This window comes from Streptomyces sp. NPDC056503 (assembly GCF_042794995.1).
Taxonomy (GTDB): Bacteria; Actinomycetota; Actinomycetes; order Streptomycetales; family Streptomycetaceae; genus Streptomyces.
In genome coordinates this window covers 1-3,977 of sequence record NZ_JBHTST010000253.1, presented here as the reverse complement: position 1 = coordinate 3,977, position 3,977 = coordinate 1, and the positions used below count along the sequence as shown (strand labels likewise).

The 3,977-nt window shown below is 75.5% G+C and carries 2 protein-coding genes; one reads left to right on the top strand and one right to left on the bottom strand.

What is annotated here, in order from left to right; all coding sequences use genetic code 11:
* The coding region (locus tag ACFQ8C_RS36725) for a DEAD/DEAH box helicase (RefSeq protein WP_383466265.1) at positions 1-2,689 on the bottom strand (2,689 nt) is incomplete at its 3' end.
* 483 nt (positions 2,690-3,172) lie between these two features.
* Here ACFQ8C_RS36725 and ACFQ8C_RS36720 point away from each other — a divergent pair.
* A complete protein-coding gene (locus ACFQ8C_RS36720) occupies positions 3,173-3,925 on the top strand; it encodes a ferritin-like fold-containing protein (RefSeq protein ID WP_383466263.1) in 753 nt (250 codons plus the stop codon).
* Positions 3,926-3,977 lie beyond the last annotated feature (52 nt).

The window sequence follows — 3,977 nt, the reverse complement described above, 5'->3', positions numbered from 1 at the left end:
CCTCGGTGGCGGGTGCCTCGGTGGCGGGTGCCTCGACGGCCGGGGCCGTCTTCTTGGCGGTGGTCCGCTTGCGCGGGGCCTTCGGAGCCTCCTCGGCGGCGGTCGCCTCGACGGCCGGGGCGGCCTTCTTGGCGGCGGTCCGCTTGCGGGGGGCCTTGGGGGCCTCCTCGGTGGCGGGTGCCTCGGTGGCGGGTGCCTCGACGGCCGGGGCCGTCTTCTTGGCGGTGGTCCGCTTGCGCGGGGCCTTCGGAGCCTCCTCGACGGCGGTCGCCTCGACGGCCGGGGCGGCCTTCTTGGCGGCGGCGCGCTTGCGGGGAGCCTTGGGGGCCTCCTCCACGACGGCCGGGACCGCCTCGGCGACCGGCGCCGGGATGACCACGATGGCCTCGGCGGGCGCCGTCGTCGTCACGGGGCTGGACGCCTTGCGGACCGCGCGGCGGCGCGGACGGCCGACCGGCTCCTCGACGACCGGGGCCGCGGGGGCCTCGACGACGGCCGGAGCGGCCTCGACGACGGCACCCGGGGTGGTGGCCGGACGGGTCGCCCGACGCCGGGCGCGCGGCGGCGCGGCCACGGCCTGCGCCGGGACGGCGGCCGGAGCGGCCTCGACCGGGGCGGTCTCGACCGGGGTCTCGGCGACCTGGACCGGAGCGGTCCGGACCGGGCGGGACGCCGGGCGCTGCTCGGCGGCCTGGGCCGGGACCGCGGCGGGCCGCTTGCGGGCGGCGGCCAGCTCGGCGGCGGCGGTCTCCACCGTCTGGAAGCTCACCGTGTCCTCGGCGCGCGGCCGGACCCGCCGCTTGCGCGGCGTGAAGACCCGGGCCGGGGCGACGGGCGCCTCGGCGGTGACGGGGCCACGGGCACGGCGCTGACGCGGAGCCTCCTCGACCGGAGCCGCGGCGGGCGCGGCCTTGGCGACGGGCGCCTCGACCGTCTCGGCGACGGCCGGGGCCGCCTCCGTACGGCCACCGCGGTTGCGGCGGCGGCGCGGGGCCGCCTCCTCGACGGGGGCCTCGGCGGGCGCGGGCGCGGCCTCGGCGGCGGGCGCCTCGACCGTCTCGGGCGCGACCGCCTCGACGACGGCCTGGACCGTCTCCGTGCGACCACCGCGGTTGCGGCGGCGGCGCGGGGCCGCCTCCTCGACCGGGGCCTCGACGGAGACGACCGGGGCCTCGACCGGCGCGACCGGGGCCTCGACGGAGGCGACCGGCGCGGCCTGCTCGGCGACGGGGGCCGGGGTCACGGGGGTGGCGCCGGCGACCGGGATGCCACCGGTCGACGGGCCGGTGCCGCGGGTGCGGCGGCGGCGCGGACGGCGGGGGCCGTCGACGGCCTCCGGGGCCTCTGCGGTCTCCGGGGCCTCGGCGGTCGTCTGCGGGGCGTCGGACTCCGTGCCGCCACGGGTGCGGCGGCGCTGGCGCGGGGTGCGCGTCCGGGCCGGGCGCTCCTCCTCGACGGCCGGGGCCTCGGCGCGGCCGCCACGGCCACGACGGCCGCCGGGCTCACCCAGGTCCTCGAGCTCCTCCGCGGCGAGACCGGCGCGGGTCCGCTCGGAGCGCGGCAGGATGCCCTTGGTGCCCTCGGGGATGTCCAGCTCGGAGTAGAGGTGCGGGGAGCTGGAGTACGTCTCCACCGGGTTGGCGAAGTCGAGTTCGAGCGCCTTGTTGATGAGCTGCCAGCGCGGGATGTCGTCCCAGTCGACCAGCGTGATCGCCGTACCGGTGTTGCCCGCGCGGCCGGTGCGGCCGATGCGGTGCAGGTAGGTCTTCTCGTCCTCGGGGGACTGGTAGTTGATGACGTGGGTGACGCCCTCGACGTCGATGCCGCGCGCGGCGACGTCGGTCGCGACGAGCACGTCCACCTTGCCGTTGCGGAAGGCGCGCAGCGCCTGCTCGCGGGCGCCCTGGCCGAGGTCGCCGTGGACCGCGCCGGAGGCGAAACCGCGCCGCTGGAGCTGCTCGGCGATGTCGGCCGCCGTCCGCTTCGTACGACAGAAGATCATCGCGAGACCGCGGCCGCGGGCCTGGAGGATGCGGGAGACCATCTCCGGCTTGTCCATGTTGTGCGCCCGGTACACGCGCTGCGTGATGTGCGCGTGGGTCGCGCCCTCGTCGTCCGGCGAGGTGGCGCGGATGTGCGTGGGCCGCGACATGTAGCGACGGGCCAGGCCGATGACCGCGCCCGGCATGGTGGCCGAGAACAGCATGGTCTGGCGGGTCGCCGGAAGCATGTTGATGATCTTCTCGACGTCGGGCAGGAAGCCCAGGTCGAGCATCTCGTCGGCCTCGTCGAGGACGAGCGTCTTGATGTGCGACAGGTCGAGCTTGCGCTGGCCGGCCAGGTCGAGCAGGCGGCCGGGGGTGCCGACGACGACGTCGACGCCCTTCTGCAGCGCCTCGACCTGCGGCTCGTAGGCCCGGCCGCCGTAGATGGCGAGGACGCGGACGTTGCGCACCTTGCCGGCGGTCAGGAGGTCGTTGGTGACCTGCTGGCACAGCTCGCGGGTCGGCACGACGACGAGGGCCTGCGGGGCCTCCGTCAGCTCCTCGGGCTTGGCGCGGCCGGCCTCGACATCGGCGGGGACGGTGACGCGCTCCAGGATCGGCAGGCCGAAGCCGAGGGTCTTGCCCGTGCCGGTCTTGGCCTGGCCGATGACGTCGGTGCCGGTGAGGGCGACCGGAAGGGTCATCTCCTGGATGGGGAAGGGGTTGATGATGCCGACGGCTTCGAGCGCCTCGGCGGTCTCGGGAAGGATTCCGAGCTCTCGGAACGTAGTCAGGGTGCTGCCTCTTCTGTGAGACGCGGCGCGAGGCGAACGAAGGGGGTCTCATTCGTGCCGGGCTCTTCCCGCGGGATCCTGGGGAAGATCGCCGCCGGGTGGCACGGGACCACTGCCGTCGCTCGAGCGTCGTACCGCTTGAGGGACCCTTCGGCAGGCGCCGGAAGGGCTGTCGGGCCGGAGCCGATCGGGCCACCGACCGGGCATCCTCATTCATGCGTCGGCCCACCGGGTACGTCCGAACGTGCGAAAGCATGTCCGCATACTCGGCAGGCGCATTACCACTGTACCCCGGAATCGCGCATGTGTGTCGGGCGAAATGGTGATGAGGGCACGGTCACACTGAATGACCAGGCCCTTCGGGGGTGCGGAGGGCGGGCTATTGTGCCGTGCATGGAGACGCCTGACAACGCCACGCCCGCCGGTGAGACCGACGCCGACGCCACCCCCACCGGCATCGCCGCCGAGGACTGGGCCACGGCCTCCGCGGAGCCGCAGTACCGCGCCGCCGTGATCGACCTCCTCGGTGCCCTCGCCTACGGCGAGCTGGCGGCCTTCGAGCGGCTCGCCGAGGACGCCAAGCTCGCGCCGTCCCTGGAGGACAAGGCGGAGCTGGCGAAGATGGCCTCCGCGGAGTTCCACCACTTCGAGCGGCTGCGCGACCGGCTGGCCGCGGTGGACGTCGAACCGACCGCCGCGATGGAGCCCTTCGCGAAGGCGCTCGACGACTTCCACCGCCAGACCGCCCCGTCGGACTGGCTGGAGGGCCTGGTCAAGGCCTACGTGGGCGACTCGATCGCCAGCGACTTCTACCGCGAGGTCGCGGCCCGCCTCGACTCCGACACCCGCGCCCTGGTGCTCGCGGTGCTCGACGACACGGGCCACGGCAACTTCGCGGTGGAGAAGGTCCGCGCCGCGATCGAGGCCGACCCGCGCCTCGGCGGCCGGCTCGCGCTCTGGGCCCGCCGGCTGATGGGCGAGGCGCTGTCGCAGGCCCAGCGGGTGGTGGCGGAGCGGGACGCGCTCTCCACGATGCTCGTCGGCGGGGTCGCGGACGGCTTCGACCTGGCGGAGGTGGGCCGGATGTTCTCCCGGATCACCGAGGCGCACACCAAGCGGATGGCGGCCCTGGGCCTCGCCGCCTGAGCCCTCCCTCCGGTACGACTCGGCCGCGCGGCCCGGGACTTCGGTCCCGGGC

What these genes read in the sequence shown, in the direction of transcription:
- ACFQ8C_RS36720 (WP_383466263.1), top strand. Translation starts at nt 3,173, where the DNA reads ATGGAGACGCCTGACAACGCCACGCCCGCCGGTGAGACCGACGCCGAC.